Consider the following 21,552-nt stretch of genomic DNA (forward strand, 5'->3'; position numbering starts at 1 on the left):
CGTTACCTGACGGACTACTACAACCATCAACGGCCACACAGCTACAACGGGTACAAAACGCCAGTGGAAGCCGAATCACTGGCCGGATAAACCTAAACCAGTGTCCAGAATTCGTTGACCACAACAAGCGCTCGAACAACTCCGAGAAGCTATCGCGTGCGGTGTCTGGCAACGCCTCGTTCAAGCAGCTAAGAAGCATCCACGCTCGTTCGCCGTTCATCGCTTGGGCGATGCTGCTGATTCGTTTTATGGCCCATTCCAAGTCGACGGAGCTAGGTGCAATTTCCTGAATAAGCTTTGCGTAGGCCCGACCCCAGTCCCTGAGATATCGCTCGTCTCCATGCTGGTAGACCTCCAAAAGCGCCCAACGGACCCGCCAGTCTGCGGCGGTGCCGATATGCTCAAGCAGACTCACTAGGGATGCTTGCTCCTCCAAGGCCCCACCCGGGTAGCGCATGCCCACGAGTGGGGCTACGCGGTCTAGGCCACCATGCGACGCCTGTGCGCGCATCTCGTCAATGCTGCCGCAGGCCTGGTGCTGGAAGTAGCGCACGGCGTCCGAGTACATGCCGCGTCGGCTCAGCTCGCCTATGAAGGTTGCCTTTTCCGAACGGACATACCGCTGAAACGTCATTTCCCCACTTGCGTGTTCTAGGTATGCAGCAATTTGCGCAAGTGCCGCAGGGGTGATCTCCGCAGTGGCCGGAAGTACCTCAAGCGTCCTAGACATGACGGCTAACTGGTCCTCTTTGTACCAACTGGGGCCCATCGAAACTGCGAGGACAGTTTGGTACGTTTGAAGGGCTTCTTCTTCCGACTCCATCCGGGCAAGTAGTGGCACTATGGACAAGAGTTCGGGAACAAGCTCATGCCTGTTCTCCACGTTGTCCCGGACGTAGTTCCTCCAACGGATCAACAGGTCGAACACCTTATCGGCGACATCTTCGGATACTTCGGTGTTGACGAGCCTCGGCACAACAGCCTGCATCACATGTCGGAAGCCTTCGTTGTAAAGGCCGAGTTGCCCGTCGAAGGAGTCCTCAAGGATGGCAAGAAGGTCTGTAAGCGCTTCTGGCATGCAGTCGAGGTAAAGGTTCGTCAAGTAGCCGTAGAGAAGCGGCACAATGTTCTCGGGGATGAAGTACGTCCCCTGCCAAGAAATGCGTGAAGCGAGGTCTAGCTGCAGGCAAGGGAGCAGGTCCTCTTTCAGATAAGTGCGCGCATCTGCAAGTGCCGCGTCATCGCTGGATGCACTGGCATGACGTGCCTTTGCGTCCACCCAGGCAACCGATGCGGCGAGCGTTTCAAGGTTGTCCTCCCAGTCGTAGGCCAGCAGAGCTTCTGGGGCGGGTTGGTATTCGTCTCGCCCCAGAAAGTACGCAGCTCTCAGCCGGTCGTAAGCGTCAAAAAATGCAGCGCTATCGGCGAGGGAGCGATGCTGTGTGAACAAGGGGAGGGCGCCTGCCTCCCATTCCAACCCGCTAGCGTAGGTCTCGACCAAGCTCGGGCTTGCGCCTGTCTCGATTAACAGGTCGACAAAGTCAAACTGTTTATCTTCCGCATCTAGGGATGCATCGAGCTTGCTGCTGATGTCCTCAAGCAGCATGCCGACCTTGTCTCTTGGGAGTCGAACCTTGTAGCTATGCGCATGGTTGTAGGCATGGCCGAGTATTGAAAGGAGCGAAAGCACCTGGGACTTTTTGGGTACGCCAGGAGGCAGGGGAATCTGAGCGAGAGGCTTGTAGGAGTGGACTACGCACAAATTAGTGCCAAGCATGTTACCGATCAGGTCTCCGAGGATGCGCTGACCATTCTGGGGCGAAATTTTGTTCCTCGAGTCGGTCACGAGCCCCACCACATGCTTAAGAAAATCTGCAGTGGGAGGTTCGGCTCCAGCCAGATCGGCTAGAACCCAGGCCTGCAGTCTTATAGCAGCTGCGTTCAGAAAATCGCCGATCTTTACACCATTCCGTGTGAGGATTGGCTGCAGGAGGCTATCGACCTTCTGAAGAACCTCAATTGCTTCTTGTGGGTGGCCAGCTTCGATGAGCAGCCTGACGATGGAGAATGCCGAGCTGGGCTCCACGATGAGGTGCCCATGGCGGAGGATGTGGCGCAGTGCTTGGTCAGTCTTCCCGAGCGCGATGAGCGCTTCTGCAGCGAGGCTTGCCGACTGCGCAAAAAGCGTGTCGTATCGAAATTTGAGTCGCTGCGAAAGAAGCAGCAAACGAACAATCTCGGCCGCAGTTGCCAGGCGAGTAGCAGCCTCAAGCGAGTCCTCAATGTCGCCAAGTAGGACGTCTGGCTCTGCTCCAAGCAAAACGGATTGGTCTACCCATTGTTGCTGACAGCCGTCTATTGCCGCCAGCTGTCTTGTCCTGTCGGCAAGAAGGCCGTGGAAAACTCTGTTGAGTTCTCCGTAATTCCCGCTATCGGGAAGCTGGCAGTAGTCGGCGAGTCGACCTTGCACCCAAACGCTTTGGGCTGACGTCTTGTGAACCACGAAGTCAGAGAACGAAGAGTGGTAGACCTCGGTGGTGTCTGGCGCAGTCAGCAGATGCCGGATGCGTGTAATGGTCGGAACGAAGGCAGCCGACTCAGGGGGGGTCAGCATGACTGGCAGGTCAGAGATCGGGATCCCCCAACGCAGCCGTGCAATAATTCCAAGCAGATTGACAGCGTCTGCATCCGTCAGAAGCTGTGCCCAAATGGTCTCGTAGTAGTCCTCGATTGCTCCGCTGAACGGTGGCAGCGATTCAAGGTCTTCCTCACCGGCCCCACCATTGACGATGTCGACGAGATAGCGGAGGTACAGAGGGTGGCCCTTCGCTCTTTCACAAAGGGCGGCGACCAGCGCCGGTGATACCTTGTCCTGGTCTAGCGTCGAAGTGCAGAGGCTGTACTGGATGCTGTCATCTAAGACAGGCAGGGTCAGGCGGTGCACGGATTGGAAAATGGGAGCGAGCTTGCCTGCGATGGCATCCAGTCCAGCTCCCACAATCACGACTCGCAGTCCTTGCGGAATGGTTGTCGGTAAGAGCCCGATGAAGCGCTGCAGAGCGTCACCGCCGATGGTTGCAGCCTCATTCACGCCATCTATGAACAACACACCAACCTTGCCGTCGTTTGCGCAGTGTTGAGCCAACGATTGGAGTGTCTGGTGCGTAGTCTGGACGAGCTGCGCATAGGTCGCTTGCGACAGCCGAGCCGGTCGGCCAGTGGCCAGTACCGACAGCAGCGATGTCAACCAATCAACGAATACCTCCGGTTGCGCCTGGAGGGCTGCTGTCGAGCCTCGACTGCGCTCGGAGAACGCGTAGACACCCAGGACTTCGATGTCATTGGAGTCCGGCCTGAAGCTCTTGCAGTAGGTCGACTTGCCGATGCCATGGGCACCGTCCAAATACAGGTACCCGCCACCTGTCTTGGAGAGGCTTGATTCAAATGTCTCGTCGAATGTGGAGCGCTCGGCAAATGGGGACGTGTCGTCCTCGGATGCACCTTCATTTGGGATGAGGTTGTTGTCGGAAAGGAAGCCGCGCAGAGCGGCCATGCTCACGGCTCCAAGAGAGTTGTCGACGCTCACGCGTAGCAAGGCTTGGCAGCCATCTGCAGTCATGAGCGCGGCACCGGACATGCCGCGGTAGTCCGACAGTGCTGTCTCTGCGCTTACCGACAGGTCAAGATCGATGCCATTGGCTAGCTCGCTCAATGCCTGCTGTACCGTTCCATCAAGAACTTGGCCTATCTGCAGCTTGGCAACAGGGTATCCGAAGGCGTTCCATCGTGTGCCTGGTCGAGGTGCGGAGACCGCAAGTGGCAGAGGTGCGGCGTCAGTAGATGCTGGAAGCCGTAGCACGCAAACGTCGAGGTCCGCGTCAAAGACTTCCAATTTTGCCTTGTGCTTGACGGCAGACGGGCCGGCGCCAAAGCTGACCTCAACGTCCGTTCCTAGGGTGACCGCCTCGCCGAGACAATGGTAGGCCGACAAGATTTGGTCGACCGAAATGAGCCAGCCTGTGCCTGCTTCGCTAGTGCCTATGACTTGGCAGGTTGCCTGCTTCACTTCACCTTCTGTCATTGTTCGTCTCCCTAGACATGGATCCAGCCGTCTTGAACGACTTCCACGTTGAACTTGGCGCCAGACCTTGACGCGTGTGCCCGAAGGCGAGTCGATGCAGGGGTCTCGTAGTTGAAGTAAATCGTTCGCTCAAACGTCGCAGGCCTGTCGACGATTTCGGCGAGCACTTCAAAGTCTGGGTGGTTGTGCGCCGACCCATTCGACGAGACCAGGAAAACAGGAGCGTCAATGAGCGACAGGAGATCCACGCTTGTGTTGTGAATGCTGCCGTGATGGGACACCTTGATAGCGTCGAACATCTGTAGAGCATCGCCCTTGTGTATACGTTTGAGCTCTGCAGCAACGTCCTGGGCCCAAGCATCGCCGAGGAAGAGCAGTCGCTTGCCTTCCGCCACGATGACGGCGGCGATGGAGCTGCCATTGGTAGGTGATACGTCAGGGACGTACAGTTCAGCGAGCCTCTTGGACCCTCCGGCCGAGATGGTCTTGACCGTCGCTGGCATTGGTTCGCGAGTGGACGCGCATAGCATCTCGTAGGCGTCTTCCACCAGAGCATCGACCGCTGCCCCGCCTCTGTAGGAGAGCTTTCGCATCTGCGCAAGCCACCAGGAGCGCAATTCCTGCAGTCTGGTCACCGGCGGCCCGATCAACTGGATCTGAACGCCGTTTGGCAAGGCATGCGTCGGCCGCCCGCTGCTCATGCACGTGGTGCCATCACCAGAGTTCCAGAGGTAGCCTTGTTCCTTGAGAAGCTTGGCTAGCGAGCTTCCTTGCTTAGCGCTGATAGGGTTGACCACCGGCCCCGGGGGCGATGGCAGGAGAAATCCTCGCCTCTGTACCGCCTCCAAAAGCTGGCGGTCTGACAAGGTGTCGGGAGCGCCGGGCGTTGATGGTAGCGATCTGAGGCTGTTGTGCCAGACCTCTTTGACCTCAATGATGCTTCGAGCTCCTTGAGGGCCGTTCGAAGAGAGGAACTCGAGAAGTCCGCCGATGTGGTCTTTGTCTATGTGTGTGCAGATGAGCAGATCTAGCGCGTCACCGGCGCTGGCCACCTGTCGAAGGTCGTCCAGAATGTAGTCGTTGAAGGTGCTCGCGTAGCCTGCGTCGATAAGGATGTGTGTGCTTGAGGCTTGGACGAGAAAGGCATCGCCGTTCTTTGCAGCGTACATCTTCAGTTTTGGCATGGCTGTTTTGGCCTTAGTGGAAGTCGCACGCTAGACCTGACCTGCTGTGCATTCTCAGCCGGGCTAACCATAGCGCTCGAGGATTTTGCATCAACACGGTATTCGTACGCCCGAAATTCTCGCGCCGGTCTCGAAGCTAGTGAGTCCACTTTGCGCCATAGAGGAGATTGCTGCGCATGGGGAAAAGGGGACTGGGAAAAGGGGACAGATTTATTTATTGGCTGATTGTCCGCTTCTGGCCGACTCCAGCCAGTCGCGACTGACTACTCATGGCCGGAAACAGATGCTGGTGACCGACAACCCACTGGCGAGGAGCTGCCTGCCGCCTACGTCCGCTTCCAAAAAATGATTACTTCAGCCCACTCTTGAGGCCAAAATGCACGCACGACTAAATAGCTAAAACTTTAAAAGCGATATTTAGTCGCAGCGATATACTGCCCCCCTTAAATGAAATTTTATAATTAGTGAATTTTATGCGTATCGAATGCATTAAGAATTCGAACTACTTCACCAGTTTGGGTATCCCGCTCGACGCACAGCCTTACTGCTAAACGCTTTTTGATCGGCTCAGCATTTCGCTCAATTCCAGGAGAAAGAATTTTGATTACATCGAGACAGCTGAGAACCTCTTCGCGGCTTCCAACAGTATCCACGATAGACTCAATGCCGTTAATGCAGCGAATAGATAATTTTGTTCCGTGCGCACTTATAACTTCAAAGAATGCAATGTCGCCAGATCCAAGGTTTACGCGATATTCGTCTTCTAGAACTTGCAAATGATGTTCTTGCGGAACAGGAGTTTCGATCAGTGTGCGTAGAAAATCACTATTTAATACTAGAACATCATCTGGATCCAATTGTCGCAGAGTATTGCATAGCCTCACGACTGGTGCATCTTCCGGAAGGTCTCCATCGAAATGATGCGCCAGTATTGATACAGCGAGAAACTGGCAGCCTGTGGGGTCGTCGCCCCAGTAGAAATCGCCCTGATTCTCGTAAAGATCGCGTCTTGGCTCCAACAGGCGTCGATGAGTATTGATCATATCCTCAACTAAAACTACACGAACATCGTTGAAGATCATGAGTTGGTACTCAAAATTTGGCTTGTCTTGAAAGTGCATCGTTGGCATTGCATAAACCCTGAGCTTCTTCTGCCTGAAGTTCTTGTTCGCAATACCCTCTGCCAGGTTGATGCCGCTCTCAATCTTATCAAGTATGAATCTATTTTTGGGGTTCTTGAATGTTGTGAACTGCCGCGTTTTTGTCAACGAGAAGCAGTAATACTGCCCGCATGGTGAAATTGCGAACTCTTTTACGACGTCCTCAGCAGAAAAAAAGTAATGCACAGCTTCCCCGTCTTGATCGTGGGTATGTAAGCTGCAGAAAAATTCCTTGCGCGGTTGTTCTTTTTCCAGCACATAACTCTTCAGAATTTTCGCTTGGTTTGATCTTTCGAAATACTTAGACTGGACAATCCCCAGGATTTGAATTTCATGTGCGCGTCGACGAACTTCATCCAGGTTGTCAGATTGCTTTTGTACGAGAAAGTCTGCGCCGTCGACGTCAGCCGAGCGCTTCAAAACCCAGAATCGCGATAGCAAAATAGACTGCGTTAGGCTTTCGCCGCTTCTGCCATTCTCTTCCTGCTTTGCAAGCTCTGACACGTTTCACTCTCCATGGGATTGAAGCGGTGATGATAGCTAGTTTGTAGAGGTGTTCCAGAGAACTTTTCTGCCCTGTAGGCATCAGTAAAGCGGATTCTATTTTCGCTTATAAAAGAGCCCTAGGCGGGCGGAGGGGCGGAGCAGCTACTATTTTCTTATGTCTTTAGTTGAATAGTGCCATGATCACTAGGTATCGTAGAGGAACTCAGTACCGGACTAGGAAACACCATGTCGATCATTGCCGAATACAAAGCTCTGGAAGCCCAAATTGCCGAGCAGCAGAAACGCCTCGAAGCTCTCAAAGGTGATGGCAAGCTCAAGCGCGAAATCGAGTTTGAAACCAAACTCCGTGCTCTGCTGGCTGACTACAACTACTCTCTGCGTAACGTGATCGCACTGCTTGACCCGAATACCAGCAAAGGCGCTGCCGCCTCTGGAAAAGGGGCTCGCCGTGAGCGAGCCCTTAAGCGCTACAAGAACCCGAATAACGGTGAAGTTGTGGAAACCAAAGGCGGTAACCACAAAGTGTTGAAGGCTTGGAAAGAGCAGTACGGTGCTGAGAAGGTAGAGAGCTGGCTGCAGTAAGCAGATTCAGCTACTACGAAAGGGCCGCGAATGCGGCCCTTGTCGTTTATGGAACCCAGTTTTGGTCGCTCAGAGTGGGTTGCCGATGTAGTGCTGAGGGATTGAGATCAACGCCCGATGAAGTCCGCGAGCCGAGCATTGGCTTATGAACGTGCATCGAGGATGTGCCCTCATCTACCGCATAGAGCACTTCTATGGCCTACCCAAGCTCAGCTGGATCGTGAGCTAGCCCTTACGTCCTACGCAGATTGCCCCAATGATTGGGAGGGAATGGTAAGGCCTTTACGTGTCGAAATGAGCCTCATCCTGATCTCGTAGCTGAAGACCTATCACCAGCACTTCGGATGCGAGTTTTTGTTTGATTAAGAACCCAATTGCCTCGTGTGTGACGAAAAATTGATGCATTACCCAGTGCAGCTAATATCCAAATTGACTGTTGAACGCATCGATGAGTAGCTTCTGACTTCGTATTTACTCAATGGTCGCTTACGGCCGACACCTGCCTGGCACGACAGGCTCGAAGCGGCCAGAAGCTGTCACTCGCGAGGGTCTTAAACAACCCAAGGCGGACCTTTACAGTAGGCTATATGAAATTGTCTCGCCTCTGCTTGCCATACAGAATGTTTACTTAATGAAAACTCGACCGTCGAGTTTTAAGCACAACTTTTCAAAAAAAACCTTCATAAACTTGGAAATTTGAGTTAGATAGACGAAATCCATCAATATTAAATTCCCATCCCTTGAAAGCCCGGCTTCGTGCGTGGAGATCTCGTCGTAAAACTCAAAATCTTCAACGTTAAGCGCTCCGCCGTTATGGACTATGCTATTACGAATGAATCTGAAATTATCGATTTTACCCCACGTTTCATCCAATTCGTCCCACTCAACCTTGTGTACTTCTATTAAGTACTGTGCGTAGTTTCCAATAACCCCGGAAAATCGGTTATCGTCTGATTTTTTCTTAAATTTCTTTACGCTGGTTTTTATATCTGTAACGTCTGAGACAGCTTGTGCAACAGAGTACAATGAGGTCTCAAAAGCAGAATAAATCATGGCGGCTGAGGATTTTAAGAATAGATTGTATTTTGTCTCGTGAGCAATACGATCCATATTTACAAAGAATCTCGAAGTCTCTGGGTCGACGTCTTCCTCTATAAGCTCGGCCCAATCTAATCTAGATTCTTTGACTTCGATTTTAATTTCGTCAATGCGAAAAAAGTGATCGATTTTGCGGAGGTATGAATCCACTTCGCGCATTGACATGCGCCAAATTCCTTTTGTATATGTAGGCAAAATTTTATGTAAAAAATTAAATTCGCTCAAATGAAATTTCCTCCATCAAGAGCCAGTATTGTGTGTTTAGCTTCAGTTTCTCACGCCATGGTATGCTGCAGCATTAACCGTTCGTAAACCACAAGTAAGTTAAAGCAGGTGTCAATCAGGAATGATTAGGCAGCGTTGTGTTTTATTGCTTATTTTTCGGATGCGAGAGATTTGATCTGTCTGCCTTGAGCTGATAGCGACCGATTGTGAAGGACGGCTTTGGGTCTATAGCTGCCTGTCATTAACCTCATAGTGGCCATACCCCTCGAACGATAGGCCCTTCACTCCACAGTGCTGACTACCCAGCCAAGGTTGATAAGAGCTGACTTGCATTCTTCGGATACCCGCTCAGTGTTAACTGCCAAGCAGAGGAAGCTTGTAGGACGTGAGAGTCCAACGTACAGGTTTCTGAATTGGGAAAGGAGGCCATCTGAAATCTTCTTGTCACGCTCTTTTAGTCCTGCAGTCACAGGCAGCGCTTCCTGAACATCGAATCGTCTGCTTGGATGACCTAAGGATTCAAGTACGAGAGTCGCTAGATGGGTTTCACCCTTCATTGATGCCACAGAGCCGATCTGCACGCAGAATTTTCGCCCTTCGTGATCGATGGCGCACTCATTCGGCTTCAGTACTGCCACATCAGGTGCGTCAGGCAAATGGAAGATCTCCAGCGCATTGAAATTTTGCTCTGTCATTTCTGCGGGGAGCACTGGCTGAACTACCCAGAAAATTATCGACGGTAGACTCTTCTTACCTTCTTCACCGGCTACTGAGAGGGTATCCATTGCCAAGTCGCGCATCAGCCGTCGCACTTTACCCACATCGATTCCGGCTTCACTTAATCTTCGCAGTAGTTGGTGCCCCCCCGTCACGTTGGTCACGGCCTGAGACTTGGCTGCCCGCAGTACCAACAGAAGTGCTCGGCGGATCTCGTCTGTACGCCCCATCAGAGATGTTTCTCCAGTCTGCGTACCAGCCCCAGTGACTAGGGACCAGAAACGGCCCAATTGTGTTGCAGATGCGGGTGATTGGGCGAGCGCTGGCCAGTAGTCCAGCAGGGTTCTACCAGCAACCGCTTTTTTGGCATCACCTTGCTTTCGTGCACAGAGCGCCTTTACTGGCCCCCCTTGAATAGCGGCATCATCGAACCGTTTGAGGACTTCGACGCCAAACGCGGAAATAACCTTGTCGACTTTTTCTGTTGGGTAGATCAATAGCATCGGGGCATGTGCGTCTAGACCTGTCCCCGCAACGGCAACCTCGGACAATTGAGCGCTTGCGACGACCTGGGCGATTGTGGGGCCAAACCGCTTACTGGTACTAATCGGCAACGCATCTGCTTTAGGGAACGAGAGGTTCTTAGCGCCGTCTTCGCTTACCAGAATCCGCTGATTGATATCACCGAGACGCTGAATAATTACTGTGTCGTCAAAAATCAGCTGGAGCAAACGCTCTTGCTCCCAAGATGTATCCTGCATCTCGTCAATAAAGACTAGCGGAAATCGTTGAGACATCAGTTTTATAAGCCGCGGAGAAGCCTCAAGGTGCTGCTCGGCAAACGCAAACATGTCGGCATGGCGAAAAATTCCGCTTTTGGCCAGCTCTCTTTTGATCTTCTGGAGGATCGGAAACGTTTTGGCTTTTTCGCTAGGTAGTCTGCCGCCTTCGCTGGCCAACTCAAGGTTTGGACCCTTGAAAATCAACCCCTCCACCATAGGCTGCACACCAACGTTTTGCTCCATCCAGGTTCGGAGGCTCCAGTTACTTTTAGCCTTGGCAAGGGCTCGCTGACTGAATATCTCATTGTCGATTACATCTACTTCTAGACCATTGCTCCGTAAGTAAGGCACGGCCAGAAAATGGTTCACTAAACCGTGGATAGTGCCAATGAAATGGGGATGGGCAAGCAATCGGCTACCTTCTGCGCTCGAGCCGAGACGGCGTTGGATTTCCTCACGCGCCACATTCGTGTGGCTCAGGACGCAGATGCCTCTTCGTTCATCATTCCACTTTCGCCCCAGGAGCATGAGTTTCGTGGCGAGTAGGGTCGTTTTACCGCTTCCCGGGGCTGCGTTGATATCTCTAGATTGGCCTTCAAGGAGCACTGCTCTGCGTTCGTCATCCGTGAAGTTTAGATCTGGGTAAAGGGCGGCAAGCTCATCCAAATCCTGTTCCGTAATTACCGGGATACTCATGCTTCCGCCTTGATTCCGGTGAGGTGAGCAAAAGCTCGCTGCAGATAAGGCGGAAGTAGTTTGAACAGGTCTTCCCCTCGACCGAAAGCGCCCGTTGAAATCAAGTGTGCAGCGTATTGGGCTGCCACTGCTTTAGACGCGTCCTTTTCCACGAGCGGCTGGTAGATGATCGTGGCAAGTTTTACGGGCGTGTGGACTTCAGCCGTTAATTTCGCCCAAAGCTCCTTGGCCTCCGCAGTTGTTTTGACCTCGTCTTCCAGAGTAAGGCGCTCTTTGCGCGAGTCAGCCTTTTTGGCCAAATGTATGGCTGTAAACATCAGCTCGGCGCAACCATAGAGGGCCAGATCAAACTCCAGGGTCCAACGGTCAGAAACGCAAACTATGGTGCTACCTCCTTGGGCTCTATCCACCTTCGTTTGTACGAGGGCAGCCAGCTCAATTGCGTTGTAGTCGGACTCGAAACGTTTACGGCCATTCTTGGGCGGATCGATGTAGTCTGCTTCATTAGGAACAACGTCTCTATCGGTGATGCACACGACCGGTATCGGGAGAGCTGAACCATCGGCAGGTTGAAGGATTCGTGCGTAGTGATACAGCCCAACGCTACCCACGTTCACACAGGAGATGCCGTACTCATTGAATGAACAGCCGCAAGCTTCGGCTAATGCAGGCAGCAAAAGGGCTTCCGCAGGCCCCTCGACGATTACCACACCGCGAGCGAAGAACAGATTCGATTTCGTGGCATCAATAAACCGGTGCAGAAAGTCATAATCAGTTTTGTTCAGCTTGGTTTTTCCATGCGCCAAGTTGAACAGCTTAGCTTTATGCACCAAAGTCATGCAGGCAATGTCAGCACCCGCAGCCAGCGATGGACTGTGAGTCGTCATAACGATCTGCACAGAACGTTTACCTTCCGCAGGTTTCTGGGATGTAACCTCGAGAAGATTTTGCACGCGCTCTTGAAGCTGTGGGTGAAGGTGAGCCTCAGGTTCCTCAATCAGCAGAAGCGCAAGTTCATCGCCATCGCGTAGAAGCACAAGCTCCGTGGCCATGAACAACGCGTTGTTGTAGCCTAGACCCCGCATACAGCGCTCATCCGGATGGATGCCGGATGAAGGCAGTAGGCCAAGTTCAAATCGTTCCAAGATTGGCTGTAGTGCCAGCTCTGAGGTAATCCGAATACGCGATGACAATTCGTCTCCCGCGAAGGCGAACTTAGTTAAATAGTTGTCGTTGATATCCTTCTGAACGTCACTGATGACCTTATGTTTACCCATGTGGTACTGGGTAAAGGCCATTAGACCAACGAGCTTTTCCGGGACTTCAGTAGGATCTTCGACATCAAAGTCATTCTCCTCTTGCCCTTTGATGCTCTGGTGTGCGGCAAGAATCTGCGATAGACGAGACTGCCGTCCTGGACGGAGCTCTGCTTCTGCATCGCGGAGCGGGCGAAGATAGGTTGCGCGTATAAGTTCCCTGACGGCAGTACCTATCTCCGGCCCAGCACCATTTCGCCCAGATCGTGTTATCGCTTCAACCCGACCACGCTTGTTGTCTTGTGGCGGTGTCCACCTAGCCTGAACATGAATGATGAGACTGTACGTACCATCCTTCTCGCGTGTCAGCCATTCTAGGACCGCGGCTTCTTGCTCAGCATTCAGCTCCGTCAGGGTGGCTTCAATGAATAGGCTCTGTGCCCGAGCGCTTCCGCTAATGTGGAAGTCAGTCTCGAACAGACGAATGAATTCGTAGCTGGTTGTCCAGAGAACATAGCGGATGGCATCCACTACGGAGGTTTTTCCCGAGTCATTTTCACCCACTAAAATGTTCAGCCCAGGATTGAGCTCCCAGTCGAGTTCGTGTTCATCAGTTCCAAAAGCACGGAAGTTGGCAGCTCGAATCCGTTTAAGGTGCATCCCTTACTCCCTGTTTACCTATGTCGGACCAATTTGTCTCGACGGCTCTGGCCTGTTCAGCAATGTAATCAAGAGCCCGCCGCTGCACTTAGTCAATCTGAATCGCTCACAACTTCTGAGATATTTGTGATCGTCAGCAAGCTGCAGCATCTGCCAGAGTTGAAATTTAATGACCGGCCGCAGCTACAGCTGACCTGATTACAGCGCGATGCATCAAAACAGCATTTGAAGTGATGGCGGGGGCAAATGCTCTGACGGCAAACACTTCGTCCACTTTACGCAATACATTCGGAGTGCCGACGACCATTCAGATAAACCTTCTCACGATGATCATCAAAGGCTCTGAATCCGAAATTTACAAAAAATTACAAAACAGATTTCGCAAAAAACATTCGAGTAATTCCCCCAGTAAAATAAGGGGAAGTCGGGAAGTGTATATGCGGATAAGTGCAGGCGGTCAACTATAGATGTGCTCTGTATAACTATAGCTGCCATATGTGGCTACTTCCCAAGTAAAAATTTAATTGATAGCTTAATTGTAGTGGTCTAATCATTTGGTCAGGCAAAGAGTGCTAATCATGAAAAAATTTAAAAAAGAGAAAAAAGGTTTCGTTATTGGCGGCGAAGAAGCTTCTAGTCTAGTACGCTTTGAAACATGGAAAAAAGCCATTTGTGCAGAATTTTTCTCTGCGCCTTTTTTCATCGTATGGGCATTTTTTATTGGGCTTCTAGCAAATAGTGTAGAAAGTGAGCTCCTGAATTCATTTTTCTTTAATGCGCTTGCGGAGGGGGTGGCGATCAAGAGTTTGATGCTAATGCTGGTGTTGTCAACTTTCAATTTGGGATGCGTTTTTATCTTTAACCCTAAATCCGAAGGTCGAATGATGAAAGTTCTTTGCTCCCCGTTTTCAGTGGGGCGGGCAATTTGTGTTGCAACTGGTGCAAATATTCTTGGTATTCTAATTGCGATGTTTGTGTCAGAAGGCCCGAGCACAATTACCGGCCAAGTTGCAATGATGCCGATTAGCATTGTTTTAATATGGGCAGGGTTTGCTGCTTTTGAAATTTTCTCGGTCGATTGCGCTGCGTTTCGTAATGAAATGCGTCATTGGGCTATTTTTAGCGGGCATTTGTTACTAGCTGTTTTCGGTATCAGTATTCATTACACATACCGTGTGATCTTAAGCGGGGTGTTCTCCTAACCTAAAATTGAAGGCGCTTCACAGTTGTGGAGAAGCACTCTCCATAATGGCAGAATGATGTCGATGAGCGGTGATTGGTCCAGAGCAGTTTCGGAGGGAGTTAAAAATGGGATCCATGGAAAAGAGCTTACAGGCGGCGATTTCTCCCTTCCTGGCCCAGGTTGCGCAGGCGCGTACCGAGGGCAGCGAGATGCCAGGCCACTACTCGAATGAGCTCGATATGTGGGTAGTGGAAACTGACCAAGGAGTTAAGCCGATCATTGCAGAAGGCGTGTTGGCTCAGTTAGTTACGAAGACAAAAGTCCAGCAGGAAGAGGATGACGACAGTCCTTATGCTCTTCAACTGATGACCAAAACCGAACAACAGCTCGAAGGCGACGACGAGAGCCATTTCGTGACAAACCAGATGCTACAGCTACTCACTAAAACGAACCAGGTTCAGGAAGAGGACGACAACTTTAGAACGGGTTCGCTCCTGGAGCTGATGACCAAGACCGCCGTCAATCAAGAAAGCGATGACGAAAGCTTTTTGTGAATCCCAGATTCCTGCCGATTGACCCCCGAGGCTAGGACGCCCCTTTATGCTATTGCTAGTTACCAATTGCCGCGACATCACGACTGACTTTGTAGTCGCGGAACTTAAGCGTAGAAGCCTGCCATTCTTCAGACTTAATACTGAGCTGCTTCCCCAAGCGCTCTGTGTGATGGACGGCTATCCGCGCACTGCTTGGTCTATCACATTGGAAGGAAAGACCATTCGTGGAGACCAGATTCGAGCGTCGTATTTCCGCAGACCCGGAGCGCCTGCCTCATTAAACCCTCCAAAGGATTCGGGGGAGCAAGCTTACGTAGATGCCGAATGGGGCAGTCTTCTAAAGAGCCTATACGCGCGCCTGGATGGCACATGGCTTAACTCGCCCACTGCAATTTTCCTGTCAGAAGATAAGCCTCGCCAGCTCATGCTTGCTCATCAATTGGGGTTCAACGTCCCGTTCGCCAAGATCACCAATGATATTGCCGCAGCACGTCGCGTGACTCAGGCCGGGCCCGCTATCGGTAAGCCTCTTCGGCAGGCTCTTCTATCCGGGGGGCAGGAGCGAGTGATCTTTACCACGCGTCTTGAACGTATTCTCGACGAGGATGCAGCAGCCATCTCTATGGCTCCGTTTATTGTGCAGACCGAAGTCATCAAGAAATACGACATCCGAGTAACCGTCGTCGGAGCAAAGGTTTTTGCTACCGCGATATGGTCACAGGAACATCAGGAAACCGAGGTGGACTGGCGCCAGGGAAGTCGGCCTGATCTTAAGCACGAACAGATCCAGCTTCCGAAATTGGTTGAGCAACAATGTCTCAATTTTTTAAGTGCGCTGGGGCTTCGTTATGGCGCGATCGATCTCATCTGTGATCGTGAAGACAAACTGTGGTTTTTGGAAATCAACCCGAATGGGCAATGGGCGTGGATTGAAAACATGACTGGATTCCCTATTTCCAGTGCGATCGTGGATGAGCTTGAGGAGATCGCCCGTGTTTAGAATCCTGCCTGAGTCGCTTTGGCCGCGCTTGGAGCCACTAACTGTCGATCAATTGCTTGATCAGGACCGGCGAAAGCAGGCACGTATCGAAAAAATCAAAGGCTCGACATGGGGTTCGCATGCAGAGGTTGCGATTGAAGAGGCTCGCCGGCTGTTCGATGCCGAGCTTGAGAGACGACGGGGCGCCGATAACAAAGCCGGAATTTACCTAGCGGCCATCACCGCGTTGATTCCGGTGCTGGCGTCAGTCCTGCCCGGTCTATGGAAAGCGGATGACAAGATTTTCTCTGGGGTATCGCTAGTAGTTTTTGCAGTGGCGCTGAGCTATTTGTTTCGGTCCGGTCTGTGGGCGTTCAATACGCTCAGGGTGTCCGGTTTCTCTCAGTTGGATCCTGTCGATCTTATCGGAAGCGGCGAGAACGGGGATCTGTTGCATCACCTAGTAAAGCGCCTTCTGCTTTGTGTGAGCGTCAACCTGGACGGCACAAACAAAAAGGTCTCATACATCAAAATGACGCACGAATTTCTTTTGCGCTCATTTCTCAGCTTCGTGACGTTCCTGTCTGTCCAAGCTATATGGCCTGGGGCGATGTGGGCACTTAAAACGCTTTACGCAAAACTGTCTCTGCTGCAGATTTGCGCGTCCTAGTGCAGGTGCTGCCCCATTCTGACCACTCGGCTGTTCAACCTTGATGCAGCGAGCCGGAAAGAGATGAACGCTCTGCTGGGTGAGGCGCCTCAATAGGCGCCTCTCGGCTAGAAGCTTCCCTTTCTACTGGTGGCGATCCACCGATGGAAACAGGCAGCTAATGGCCGATAGCTGTCTGTCTACAGCGTCTGTTTCCCGCCACAAGCAACTGATAGGCGACATGCTGTGCGGGGCTTCGTATTTATGCCTTTTTAAGAAATGGCCGATACATCATCTTTACTCTGTCGAGGTCGGCTTCATATGTAGCCTTGCACCCACAGCCGGCCGGGCATTCCCTACGCTCTACTGTGCAAGTCTTCGGGCCAAGGTACATTGCATGCTTGAGGCTGCCCAAGGCATAGCTGAACAGATCAACCCCCATACCCTCGACTTCTTCGGGGGCATCAACAACGATCCGCTTGAGTGAGTTCTTCAAGGAGACGTGGCCCCCGCAGTGTCTGAAGACCACCATATGGTCAAAGTCATTGACATCAAACTCCTCCTCAACGGCCTCTAGGTCAGCAAACCATCTGCGTGATGCCTTCACGCTGCCCCATTTGCTCGGGTTATACCGCGTAAAGCCTATCACCCCAGTCGAGAGCTCGTTCATCAGCTTCTCGGTATCGAGCACAAACATTATGGGGCCGTAGTCGTTTGCCTTTCTGCCGCGATGGTGGATATCGACGGTATCAACGAACACGTCATTCCAGATGTTGTAGTGCTTGTCTAAGCGGTCGGTGTACTGGCTGGTTTGCCTCAGTTTTAGCGCTTCGATGGTTCCACGAGAAAGTAGCGCTCCCTGCCTGAGAAACTCGCATGCGGTGAGCACGCTGTTGGCGTGATATAGCTCAGTAACACCGATATCTAGAAGATGTTTAAGTGCTTTCTTTGCTGTAGCGGTCATGTCCGTGTCCCTGTTGTTACTGTCATGGCTGAAACTAGATTAAAAGGCGGCACCACTGCTTAGCACGATACTCAGGGATATTTCGTAGCAACCCACCTGAAGCCTCAGCCCTGGCAGCCAAACTCAGCATACCTTCAAGTTTCCTTTCACCACTCCTATGGACGAGCCCTGGTGCTTCCGATGTATCACCCGAGTTGAACATCTCCGACTCAAAGGTCTCATCGTGGTATTCGAGACAGGGGGGGGACCGGATTTTTGTGCAAAGGGGCATGAAGCTGTCCGCTTTTGGTCGATTGCGACCAGTAACGACTGGCAGCTACTGGCCGTTCTCGGCTTATTCTAGGGCTCCTGCGTTACCGGGGCGTTCCCATAATTTGACTGCATGTGATGGTTAGCGCGAGCCGACAAGACCGGCTCGCGAACATCCGCTTTACAGCTCCAAGGAAAGGGGGGTAGCCGACTGGCCGCAGCACTTGGGTGAGCATATGCGCTGGTGGACGCGACTTAGGAAGCCCACTTCGAAGGCTCTCCGTTCGATCGCACATGGCAGTAAGTCGCGCTCGGCGATCATTACTGCCCAGAGCCAGCCGCTGCGTGCGTTGTCGAGCCATGTCTGGGCCAGCTCCACGCCCTGATTGAACGCTTCCCTGCAGTCGGCAGCCCAGGCTATCTCCACACCTGGGTGGCCATCGTGAGGTTGCAGGCATGTCATGACGCCCTTGCTCATCTGGCACCTCCTCGCACTTCGGAAAGTGCACGCCGGTAGAGCACCACCAGTTCATCTAACAGATCCAAAGCTGAGTAGGCAGCTACACGTAGGCGCAGGTTTTCTGGTTGGAGGCCGTCAGGCTCAGCCATTTGATCCAGGAGATTACCAAGCATTATGGCGCGAAGTTCAGCGGCAGCTTCGACGGGGAGGGTAGAGCGCTCGGACTCGTGAAGGGGGCTCGGTTGCCGTGGGAAGGGTAGGACGCAGGTTTCGAACTCAGCCATGGTGCACCTCCGAAGTAGCAGAGGTGAACAGCAAGAGTAGAAGGCCAAGGCGGAGCTCTTGGGTAAAAAAGGGGTAGCGCATTTTCCTTATGCTCCTCAGACGATTAAGGAGCCGCCTACCGCCGTTGCTACACGGTAATGGAGGCGGACCGTGCGGGGGTAGCAAACCGGCGTCCGAGGGAACCGGCCAGGCAAAAGCCTGCCCCACACGGCCCGCCATAAAGTTAAGCAACCAAGCACACGGAGTGCTGACTACTTAAGTTATGACGCTGCCGCGTCCCGAACGATTCAGGTTGCTACACCCGGCCGTGGGATTCACCACGACGGGCGCACTCTAGCTCGCGGGTTTCAGGATGGCAACATGTTGGGGCGTAGCCGAGAGTGCAGATTGCTGTCTAGGAATCATGATTTGGGTGGGAGTTTGAAGGCATACGACTGAGCCGTTTGAAGGGGCAGGCCGCTGTATACTCAGGTAGCATTCTTATAAGTCTCGTAGGTAGTAATGCTGCCACCGCAGATGTCTCAGAAATCGATTTGTCTGCTGTTGCTCTCATGGGTGACGGTATTGGTGACGGTGTTGCGCCTATAGATTTCCAAACATCCCTTTGACCACGCGGGTTTGGGCGACTTGTTGATGATCGAGTGGGGCAGTTATAGCCCTTACTGCATTCAAACCCTCGCAGAAAGCCCTGTGGGCTAATTTCCTTATCTTGCCTTGCCCGCTCTGACCTCAATGGGGCCATATTTTGTAGCCAGCGAATGACTTTTTATGACCGATTCTGTTGAAGCGTCGGTTTCTGAAAAGTTGCTTTTCGGCAGCTCAAGAATCGCTCGATTTCAGCGTTGCGCGGTAAGAAACAAGACAGCTCTGCTTCCTGAGCGAACCAGTTTCCAACGGCACAAGCACTCTTCCATGAGCAATAATAGAGGCGGGATTGTTTTCGACAGAATCGACGAAAAACGGACGCCTATACGTCGTTCCCCGAGATCGGTGCTTGTTCAGCTTTTACCGTTCATGACTTCCAACGTACGGGTGTGGCTAGCGCCCGCAATCAGGTGGCGAGGTGATTCGCTCCTACTTTGCCTTGGTTTGAATAACTATTTCCACGCGGCGATCTATTGCCAGGCATTCGTTCAGCTCCCCTTTCGAAAGACTGTTTGAGCAACTCGAAACGGGCGTTTGCGAGCCAGCTGCCTTGACACTTAAATGCAAGTCAGGGCGCAATGCTTTCAAATGCTCTGCGACACTTTCGGCGCGGCGGCGTGACAGTTTCTGGTTGCTGTCGTTAGCAGAGCTAACCGGAACCCGGTCGCTGTGACCAGTGACGCTTACTGCAGTGATAAGACGCTCGGAGTGTTTCTCGTAGACTTTTACATTTTCTAAAAGGGTAGTGAGCGCTGTAATGCCTTCTAGGGTCAGAGTGGAGGCGTAGGTGTCGAACAGTAAATCGTTACCGAGTGAAAAACACAGCGGAATGCTGGCTTGGCTACCAGGGCGTCTGACGATATTTACTCCTGACCTGTTCAGTTCGACCTGATAGGGCGATCCACTGGCATCAGCGTGGAAGGGCATTTCAATCAATGTCCTTTCACCCAGGCCATGCCAGAGAACGTTGACGTGATGCACTATCTGTTCAGGGTTTTTGTTACTGCCGCAACTGTGCAGTTTGATATCAAACTCGTCGACCACGCCCTTGATGATTTTCTGGTTTGCGGCATCCAAACTGACAGATACATCCATCTGTCGGAACCCGAGGCGCTGCATGGAGTTGGAAATGAGCTTCGAGGTGATTTCCGGCACAAAAATCAACGGCAAGATAATTGCTGTTAAGGTGATTAAGGCCTTGTCGCGTTCCCTTCTCCGCACTTGACCTGAGGGGGTACCTCGCGGCAGTGGCCTCCAATACCAAGGTATCATTAGCAGAATCAATGCACCCAATAGCGGTGCCACCAGGACCATCACATTTTGAGATGACCAGGCCGCAGCGCCTAACATGCCTGCTGTGGCTATACCTATAATGAACAAACCTCCATCGAATTTGGTCTGGGAGGCGCGCCAATGAAATAGGCCGTGCACAGCAGCCACTGCCATTAGGTACCAGAGGCTGTAGAAGAGTCCAAACATCAACGCGGCAAAGACGAACAACAAGCTTTCACTCAAGGTTATGCCGGCCGGGAAGAAGTTGATGATAAAGGCCCAGTAGGCGAAGACCACAAACACACCAACGCAAATGGTGATTTGTAACACCGTGGCTGCATGGGCCTTAAACAAATCAAACAGGTATTTCAACGCAACGTCCTTGCTAGGCGAAAGTGGCTCTACGCCATGATACCAGCGCTTGAAATTGATGCAGGATTGGGGTGAGCTCATACCGGATTAGCCCCACATTTACATTGTTCGCTTCTTTGCTATCAACTGTCATTTGCAAGATTTGGCTGTTGGAGATGTGCAGCTCTGGTATGTCGTAGCGGTTCAATGATAAAGATATTAAAAATGGTATGGATGCCTCTAAATCGGGGCTTTCATCGCTTGCATCCACACCCGTTGATGCGCTAATTTCACGATTCAAATGACCGTTTGCCTAACGGTATCTGTGCCAAGGATTGCCAATGACAGATGAACGCCCGGGAATGGGGGCGACTCCATCCGTGGATAATGGTGTTGCTTGCTTGGTAATGCTTGCATATTTCCACAACGTTGCTGCTTCCCCCGAACAACTCACCCACGAGTACGCCGAAGACGGCCGCCTGTTTTGCCGTGCGGAGATGCTTCTTGCTGCCAAGACGCTGGGTCTGAAGGCAGCGTCCGCAAGCAGTTTTCTATTGCAACTCAGTCATACACCTCTGCCCGCAATTGCCACTGTCAGCGATGGGGGGGGCTTTAACATCCCCCGGCTGGATGAGGGCAAAGCACTGATCTATGACCCGCAGGTCCAGCGCCCGGAGGTGCTCAGTCTCGAAGAGCTGGAAGCGCGCTGAACCGGCGAGCTGGTCCTGATCCACTCCGAAGCCTCAATGGCTGGCGATCTGGCTCGTTTCGACGTCAGCTGGTTTATCCCGACCACCGCCAAGTACCGCAAGCTGCTCGGTGACGTGCGGCTTGTGTCGTTTGTGCTCAATATTTTTGCGTTTCTCACGCCGCTTTTTCCAGGTGGTGAAGGGTTACGTCGATCAAAGCCTAAGTGAACGCTAAGACATAGCTCTTAATTGCCAAGGAGTAAGGCGATGCATTTTGTATTTTGTTAGGAAGTTGAAGCGATTCGCCGTTCTTTGCGACAGCAC

16 protein-coding genes are annotated in these 21,552 nt (G+C 52.2%); 7 read left to right on the forward strand and 9 right to left on the reverse strand.

Annotated features, from left to right (window positions below; translation table 11 throughout):
- The 3 genes from avs1b to ACIN8IBEIGE_RS20770 all read right to left on the reverse strand — a co-directional run.
- Positions 1 to 4,081 (reverse strand): AVAST type 1 anti-phage system protease Avs1b (avs1b, locus tag ACIN8IBEIGE_RS20760; RefSeq protein ID WP_160016447.1); only part of this gene is annotated, 4,081 nt, incomplete at its 3' end.
- An 11-nt stretch (positions 4,082 to 4,092) separates the two neighbouring features.
- Positions 4,093 to 5,265 carry an AVAST type 1 anti-phage system MBL fold metallo-hydrolase Avs1a gene (avs1a, locus tag ACIN8IBEIGE_RS20765; RefSeq protein WP_160016448.1) on the reverse strand — a complete coding sequence of 391 codons (1,173 nt, stop codon included), beginning with the start codon at positions 5,263 to 5,265 and terminating at the stop codon, positions 4,093 to 4,095.
- Between the two features lie 461 nt (positions 5,266 to 5,726).
- The gene (locus ACIN8IBEIGE_RS20770; RefSeq protein ID WP_160016449.1) at positions 5,727 to 6,929 is read right to left on the reverse strand and encodes a hypothetical protein; all 1,203 of its coding nucleotides are present in this window, start codon (positions 6,927 to 6,929) and stop codon (positions 5,727 to 5,729) included.
- A gap of 228 nt (positions 6,930 to 7,157) precedes the next feature.
- Here ACIN8IBEIGE_RS20770 and ACIN8IBEIGE_RS20775 point away from each other — a divergent pair, with 228 nt between their 5' ends.
- Complete coding sequence (locus tag ACIN8IBEIGE_RS20775; protein ID WP_160016450.1) at positions 7,158 to 7,514, forward strand: histone-like nucleoid-structuring protein, MvaT/MvaU family; 357 nt, start codon at positions 7,158 to 7,160, stop codon at positions 7,512 to 7,514.
- Between the two features lie 624 nt (positions 7,515 to 8,138).
- Here the strand turns inward: ACIN8IBEIGE_RS20775 and ACIN8IBEIGE_RS20780 are convergent.
- The 3 genes from ACIN8IBEIGE_RS20780 to ACIN8IBEIGE_RS20790 all read right to left on the reverse strand — a co-directional run bounded on the left by ACIN8IBEIGE_RS20780 (position 8,139) and on the right by ACIN8IBEIGE_RS20790 (position 12,948).
- Positions 8,139 to 8,777: a hypothetical protein gene (locus ACIN8IBEIGE_RS20780; protein ID WP_160016451.1), complete on the reverse strand. Its 639-nt coding sequence runs from the start codon at positions 8,775 to 8,777 to the stop codon at positions 8,139 to 8,141.
- 341 nt (positions 8,778 to 9,118) lie between these two features.
- On the reverse strand, positions 9,119 to 11,032 hold the full coding sequence (locus ACIN8IBEIGE_RS20785; protein WP_160016452.1) for a UvrD-helicase domain-containing protein: 1,914 nt from the start codon (positions 11,030 to 11,032) through the stop codon (positions 9,119 to 9,121).
- Positions 11,029 to 12,948: an ATP-dependent endonuclease gene (locus tag ACIN8IBEIGE_RS20790; RefSeq protein WP_160016453.1), complete on the reverse strand. Its 1,920-nt coding sequence runs from the start codon at positions 12,946 to 12,948 to the stop codon at positions 11,029 to 11,031. The genes ACIN8IBEIGE_RS20785 and ACIN8IBEIGE_RS20790 overlap by 4 nt, the downstream gene beginning before the upstream one ends.
- Before the next feature lie 578 nt (positions 12,949 to 13,526).
- Here ACIN8IBEIGE_RS20790 and ACIN8IBEIGE_RS20795 point away from each other — a divergent pair.
- From ACIN8IBEIGE_RS20795 to ACIN8IBEIGE_RS20810, 4 genes are all read left to right on the forward strand, one after another.
- On the forward strand, positions 13,527 to 14,150 hold the full coding sequence (locus tag ACIN8IBEIGE_RS20795) for a hypothetical protein (protein ID WP_160016454.1): 624 nt from the start codon (positions 13,527 to 13,529) through the stop codon (positions 14,148 to 14,150).
- A 106-nt stretch (positions 14,151 to 14,256) separates the two neighbouring features.
- A complete protein-coding gene (locus tag ACIN8IBEIGE_RS20800; RefSeq protein WP_256665301.1) occupies positions 14,257 to 14,685 on the forward strand; it encodes a hypothetical protein in 429 nt (142 codons plus the stop codon).
- 46 nt (positions 14,686 to 14,731) lie between these two features.
- Positions 14,732 to 15,685, forward strand: coding sequence for a hypothetical protein (locus tag ACIN8IBEIGE_RS20805; RefSeq protein WP_160016455.1), 954 nt, complete (start codon positions 14,732 to 14,734; stop codon positions 15,683 to 15,685).
- Positions 15,678 to 16,334, forward strand: a complete 657-nt coding sequence (locus ACIN8IBEIGE_RS20810; RefSeq protein WP_160016456.1) for a hypothetical protein — start codon at positions 15,678 to 15,680, stop codon at positions 16,332 to 16,334. The genes ACIN8IBEIGE_RS20805 and ACIN8IBEIGE_RS20810 overlap by 8 nt, the downstream gene beginning before the upstream one ends.
- Positions 16,335 to 16,575: 241 nt before the next feature.
- On the opposite strand, the gene ACIN8IBEIGE_RS20815 is transcribed toward ACIN8IBEIGE_RS20810, so the two are convergent.
- From ACIN8IBEIGE_RS20815 to ACIN8IBEIGE_RS20825, 3 genes are all read right to left on the reverse strand, one after another.
- Complete coding sequence (locus ACIN8IBEIGE_RS20815) at positions 16,576 to 17,277, reverse strand: hypothetical protein (RefSeq protein WP_160016457.1); 702 nt, start codon at positions 17,275 to 17,277, stop codon at positions 16,576 to 16,578.
- Between the two features lie 430 nt (positions 17,278 to 17,707).
- On the reverse strand, positions 17,708 to 18,004 hold the full coding sequence (locus ACIN8IBEIGE_RS20820; protein ID WP_160016458.1) for a LasR-specific antiactivator QslA: 297 nt from the start codon (positions 18,002 to 18,004) through the stop codon (positions 17,708 to 17,710).
- A 1,341-nt stretch (positions 18,005 to 19,345) separates the two neighbouring features.
- A complete protein-coding gene (locus tag ACIN8IBEIGE_RS20825) occupies positions 19,346 to 20,560 on the reverse strand; it encodes an OmpA family protein (RefSeq protein ID WP_160016459.1) in 1,215 nt (404 codons plus the stop codon).
- 320 nt (positions 20,561 to 20,880) lie between these two features.
- Between ACIN8IBEIGE_RS20825 and ACIN8IBEIGE_RS20830 the strand changes: the two genes are divergently transcribed.
- A complete protein-coding gene (locus tag ACIN8IBEIGE_RS20830; protein WP_160016460.1) occupies positions 20,881 to 21,249 on the forward strand; it encodes a cysteine peptidase family C39 domain-containing protein in 369 nt (122 codons plus the stop codon).
- Between the two features lie 36 nt (positions 21,250 to 21,285).
- A complete protein-coding gene (locus ACIN8IBEIGE_RS20835; RefSeq protein WP_160016461.1) occupies positions 21,286 to 21,456 on the forward strand; it encodes a hypothetical protein in 171 nt (56 codons plus the stop codon).
- Positions 21,457 to 21,552 lie beyond the last annotated feature (96 nt).

This window comes from Pseudomonas sp. 8BK (assembly GCF_902506475.1).
Taxonomy (GTDB): Bacteria; Pseudomonadota; Gammaproteobacteria; order Pseudomonadales; family Pseudomonadaceae; genus Aquipseudomonas; species Aquipseudomonas anguilliseptica.

Coding starts and splice junctions, on each gene's coding strand:
- avs1a (WP_160016448.1), bottom strand. CDS start 5,265: ATGCCAAAACTGAAGATGTACGCTGCAAAGAACGGCGATGCCTTTCTC.
- ACIN8IBEIGE_RS20775 (WP_160016450.1), top strand. CDS start 7,158: ATGTCGATCATTGCCGAATACAAAGCTCTGGAAGCCCAAATTGCCGAG.
- ACIN8IBEIGE_RS20780 (WP_160016451.1), bottom strand. CDS start 8,777: ATGTCAATGCGCGAAGTGGATTCATACCTCCGCAAAATCGATCACTTT.
- ACIN8IBEIGE_RS20785 (WP_160016452.1), bottom strand. CDS start 11,032: ATGAGTATCCCGGTAATTACGGAACAGGATTTGGATGAGCTTGCCGCC.
- ACIN8IBEIGE_RS20790 (WP_160016453.1), bottom strand. CDS start 12,948: ATGCACCTTAAACGGATTCGAGCTGCCAACTTCCGTGCTTTTGGAACT.
- ACIN8IBEIGE_RS20795 (WP_160016454.1), top strand. CDS start 13,527: ATGAAAAAATTTAAAAAAGAGAAAAAAGGTTTCGTTATTGGCGGCGAA.
- ACIN8IBEIGE_RS20800 (WP_256665301.1), top strand. CDS start 14,257: ATGGGATCCATGGAAAAGAGCTTACAGGCGGCGATTTCTCCCTTCCTG.
- ACIN8IBEIGE_RS20805 (WP_160016455.1), top strand. CDS start 14,732: ATGCTATTGCTAGTTACCAATTGCCGCGACATCACGACTGACTTTGTA.
- ACIN8IBEIGE_RS20815 (WP_160016457.1), bottom strand. CDS start 17,277: ATGACCGCTACAGCAAAGAAAGCACTTAAACATCTTCTAGATATCGGT.
- ACIN8IBEIGE_RS20820 (WP_160016458.1), bottom strand. CDS start 18,004: ATGAGCAAGGGCGTCATGACATGCCTGCAACCTCACGATGGCCACCCA.
- ACIN8IBEIGE_RS20830 (WP_160016460.1), top strand. CDS start 20,881: ATGACAGATGAACGCCCGGGAATGGGGGCGACTCCATCCGTGGATAAT.
- ACIN8IBEIGE_RS20835 (WP_160016461.1), top strand. CDS start 21,286: ATGGCTGGCGATCTGGCTCGTTTCGACGTCAGCTGGTTTATCCCGACC.